The sequence below is a fragment of the Streptomyces solincola genome (assembly GCF_002982015.1).
Taxonomy (GTDB): domain Bacteria; phylum Actinomycetota; class Actinomycetes; order Streptomycetales; family Streptomycetaceae; genus Streptomyces; species Streptomyces solincola.
Genome location: NZ_PVLV01000315.1, coordinates 1 through 3924, shown reverse-complemented (window position 1 = coordinate 3924; position 3924 = coordinate 1). Strand labels below are relative to the sequence as shown.

The 3924-nt window shown below is 76.4% G+C and carries 4 protein-coding genes; 2 read left to right on the top strand and 2 right to left on the bottom strand.

The genetic code is table 11. From position 1 onward, the window contains the following. Both C6N75_RS20175 and C6N75_RS20170 read right to left on the bottom strand, forming a co-directional pair. On the bottom strand, positions 1–1185 hold a 1185-nt coding region (locus C6N75_RS20175; RefSeq protein ID WP_258177509.1), incomplete at its 3' end, for an FUSC family protein. Beyond that, positions 1182–2066, bottom strand: a complete 885-nt coding sequence (locus tag C6N75_RS20170) for an SDR family oxidoreductase (protein WP_105870319.1) — start codon at positions 2064–2066, stop codon at positions 1182–1184. The genes C6N75_RS20175 and C6N75_RS20170, both read right to left, overlap by 4 nt. 259 nt (positions 2067–2325) lie before the next feature. On the opposite strand from C6N75_RS20170, the gene C6N75_RS20165 reads away from it, so the two are divergent. Together C6N75_RS20165 and C6N75_RS20160 are read left to right on the top strand one after the other, a co-directional pair. Then, entirely contained in the window at positions 2326–3333 is a 1008-nt protein-coding gene (locus C6N75_RS20165) for a reprolysin-like metallopeptidase (protein WP_181160548.1), read from the top strand. An 83-nt stretch (positions 3334–3416) separates the two neighbouring features. Beyond that, the coding region (locus tag C6N75_RS20160) for an FHA domain-containing protein (RefSeq protein WP_146132619.1) at positions 3417–3924 on the top strand (508 nt) is incomplete at its 3' end.

Below are 3924 nucleotides of genomic sequence, written 5' to 3'. Positions count from 1 at the left end.
GGCGGTACGCGGCGGGGGCGCCCAGGGGCCGTGCCGGGGGCCGATCATCGCGTCCCCCAGGTCGTAGAGCGTCTGCTGGAGTTCGGAGACCAGCCCGCCGAGCGAGACGGCGGTCTCCTCGTCCTGGTGGGAGACCCACGCCTTGAGCCGGCGATGCGCCTCCCAGGCGTGGCCCATCGCCTCCCCCCGGTCGACCCGGCGGTCCGGGCGGTCGCCGCCGAGCACGGCGCAGTCGCCCTCGCAGACGTCGGCCAGGGCGTGCAGCAGCTCCGGCAGGTCGGCCAGCGCCTCCCCGGACGGGGGCCGCAGCCGCGCCTCGTCGCCGATCGCCTCGGCGAGCACCCCGGTGAGCGTGGACAGGTGCTCGGCGATCCGCTCCCAGGAGGCGTCCCAGTCGGTGGAGGGCAGTTCCGGGCCGCGGCGGCGCATCCGGCGGGCGGGGTTGAAGCGGTCGCTCTCCCGCTGCCAGGTGCGGGCGTTGCGGATGTCGTCCAGCAGCCTGGGCAGCCGCCTGGCCCGGATGTGCCACTCCTGGGCCTGCGGCCGGTCGTAGCCCTCGGGCATCTCCTCGGCCATGTCGCGCAGCAGGGCGGCGGTGTCGCGGGGCAGCCGGAAGAGGGTGTCGCGGGCGGCCCGCAGGTGCGCCGGCGGCAGCACGAGCGCGTTGACAGCGATGCCGATGACCGCGCCGAGCGCGGTCTCCAGCAGCCGGTGGGCGATGTCGTAGCCGCTGAAGGAGCCGTAGACCAGGACGAACAGGGCCGTGGTGGAGGCGTAGACGCCCTGGTCGCCGAAGCGGGCGTAGTTGCCCAGCAGCATGGTGACGGGCAGCACCAGCGCCATCGCGGCCATGGTGTCGCCGGTGAGCGTGTGCGCCAGGGCGGCGAGCACGGTGCCGCCGGCGATCAGCACGACCTGCTGGAGGCCGGCCCGCAGCGAGCGGTAGACGGTGCTCTGCACCAGCACGATCGCGGTCCAGGGGGCCATCAGCGCCAGCGGGGCGCTCCACCACCAGCCGGCGACCGCCCAGGCCGCCACGGCGGCAGCGGCCGCCTTGATCGCCTGGACGGCCAGGTCGCGCTCCGGTCCGGACCGGGTGACGGCGGCCTGGACCGACCGTCCGACCGCCGCCGCCTCCCAGCGGGCCCGGCGCCACAGCAGGGAGGGCTCGATGGGCGGGCTCACGGCAGCGGGGTGCCTCCGGTCGCGTTGACGATCTCGCCGGTGAGGTAACTGGCGGCGGGCGAGGCGAGGAAGACGTACACGGGCGCCATCTCGGCGGGCTGCGCGGGGCGGCCCAGCGGCGACTGCCGGCCGAACTCGGCGGTCGTCGGCAGGGTCGCCGGGATCAGCGGCGTCCACACCGGGCCGGGGGCGACCGCGTTGACCCGGATGCCGCGCTCGGCGGCCGCCTGCGCCAGCCCGTGGGTGAAGGTGACGATCGCGCCCTTGGTCATGGCGTAGTCCAGCAGCGGCGGGCTGGGCTGGTACGCCTGCACGGAGGTGGTGTTGATGACGCTGCCGCCGCGCGGGATGTGCTTCAGGGCGGCCCGGGTGAGCCAGAACATGCCGTACAGGTTGGTCTTCATCACCCGGTCGAACTGCTCGGTGCTGATCGCCTCGATCCCGTCCGGCTGGGCCATCTGGTACGCGGCGTTGTTGACCAGCACGTCGATCCGGCCGTACGTCCGCACCACCCGCTCGACCAGCGCCTCGCACTCCCGCTCGTCGCGGTTGTCGGCGGCCACCGCGATCGCCCGGCGGCCGGCTCCCTCGACCAGTCCAGCGGTCTCGTCGGCGTCGGCCTGCTCCTCGGGCAGGTGGGTGAAGACCACGTCGGCGCCCTCGCGGGCGAAGGCCAGGCAGACCGCCCGGCCGATCCCCGAGTCGCCGCCGGTGACCAGGGCGACCCGGCCTTCGAGGACTCCGCTGCCGCGGTAGGACTCCTCGCCGTGGTCGGGCGGCGGGTCCATCGGCTCGGTCCACCCGGGGTGGCTCTGCTGCTGCTCGGGGAAGTCCGGACGGGGGTGGCGGGTGCGCGGGTCGGCGGGCTGCTCGTCGCTCATCGTGCGGGGCTCCTCGACGGGGTGTCGGTGGCGGGGTGTCGGTCGGGCGGGTCCGCGCGCCCGGGGGACGTCGGCGTCGCGGATCCGCCCCTCCGCGTTCCCAGCGGGCGGGAGGTGAATCCCGTCGAGGCGCGGGGCCGGGCGGCGGCTTGGGCCATCGCGGTGAACCGCGGGCGGCCGACGCATGCGGCACCGGACCGGTGCAAGACGCACCTCACGTCCCGCTCCGAGGGACGCCTCCTGCTGCGAAAGGACGCAGATGCGCCTCGCCACCGCCTCCGCCGGCGCCGCCGCGCTGGCCATCGTGCTGGGCACGGCCGGACCGGCGGACCCCGCCGCGCCCGGGTCCGGGTACGGGTCCGCCGCCGTGTCCGCCCGGCACGCCGCCGCCGCGGGCGGGCGCGCCGAGGAGAGCCGGGGACCGCTCGCCGAGCGCGCCGGTGACGAGAGCGGGCCGCCCGGTGGCCGGGCGGCGGCCGCCTGCCGCGCCGTCGAGCTGCCGGAGCACCACTGCGCCGGGCTCGCCGTGCCGCGGTACACCGCCCGGCCGGTGACGGTCGACGTGCTCGCCGCCTTCACCCCCGCGGCGAGCCGGGAGGCGGGCGGCGCGCAGGCGGTCCGGACACGGATACGGCGGGCGGTGGCCTCCGCCTCCCAGGCGTTCGCCGCGAGCGGGGTGAACGCCCGGCTCCGGCTCGTCTCGGTCACCGCGGTCGCGGTGCCGGCCAAGCTGGACCGCCCGGTGGACGCGCTGCTGCGGGGCGTCTCCCGGCGCGGCGACGGGATCGCGGACGGGCTGCCGGCGCTGCGCGACCGGGTGGGCGCCGACCTGGTGACGGTGGTGACGGGCAGCCAGGGCGCGGCCGGGCTGGCCCACCGTCCACGTCAGGTCACCCCCGCCACGAGCGGCTACGGCTACAGCCTGGTCGCCCAGTCCGCGCTGGCCCACCACTCCCTCGCCCACGAGATCGGCCACAACCTCGGGGCCCGGCACGATCATGTGACAGAGCCGGGCGGCTCCGGCAGCGCACGCGGCTACTTCCCCGCCTCGGGGGCGTGGTCGACGCTGGAGGCGTACGAGTCGAGCTGCCGCCGGACGACCGGCGGGCCGTGCACCCGGATCAACCGGTTCTCCAACCCCCGCCTCACCCACCAGGGAGAACGTCTCGGCAGACCCGCCGGAGGGTCCCGCGCGGCGGACAGCGCGCGGCTGTTCAACGCCGTGGTACGCCATGTCGCCGACTACCGGCGGCGCCCGGCCGGCTGAGCCGGCCCGGCGCCTCTTCCGGTGACCGCCCGGAAGATCCCTTTCGCCAGGCAGATCACGTTATCGGCCGATAGCATTCTCGTATGGGAGAACACCCGTCCGAGCATCCTGCCGCTCCCGAGCTGGTCCTCGACGTCGACGGGGCCTCCACGGTGATCGCACCGGGCCGGACGTACCGCATCGGGCGCGACCCGGACAGCGACGTGGTCCTCACCGACGCCCGGGTCTCCTGGCACCACGCGGTGCTGCGGGCGGACGACGGGCACTGGACCGTGCAGGACGAGCACAGCACCAACGGCACGTTCAGCGACGGCGTGCGAGTGAGCGAGCGGGACGTCGGCCCCGGCAGCGTGCTGCGCTTCGGACACCCGGCCGACGGCCCCCGCGTCGCGCTGTCCGCGACCCGGGCCACCTCCGGCGGTGCGTCTCGCGAACGGCGGGGCCCCGCCGCCTGGTTCGGGGAAAGCCCAGCTCGCGCGCGGCGCACCGGCCGGCACGCGCGGCCCCGCGGGGCCGGAGAGCCGGGCGGCCGGAGCGGGCCGCCGGCAGACGACTCCGGGACCGCGTACGTGCCCCGCGTCCCCGCCGACC

Bases quoted from the DNA above. Each gene is read 5' to 3' on its own strand.
- C6N75_RS20170 (WP_105870319.1), bottom strand. From the start codon at position 2,066: ATGAGCGACGAGCAGCCCGCCGACCCGCGCACCCGCCACCCCCGTCCG.
- C6N75_RS20165 (WP_181160548.1), top strand. From the start codon at position 2,326: ATGCGCCTCGCCACCGCCTCCGCCGGCGCCGCCGCGCTGGCCATCGTG.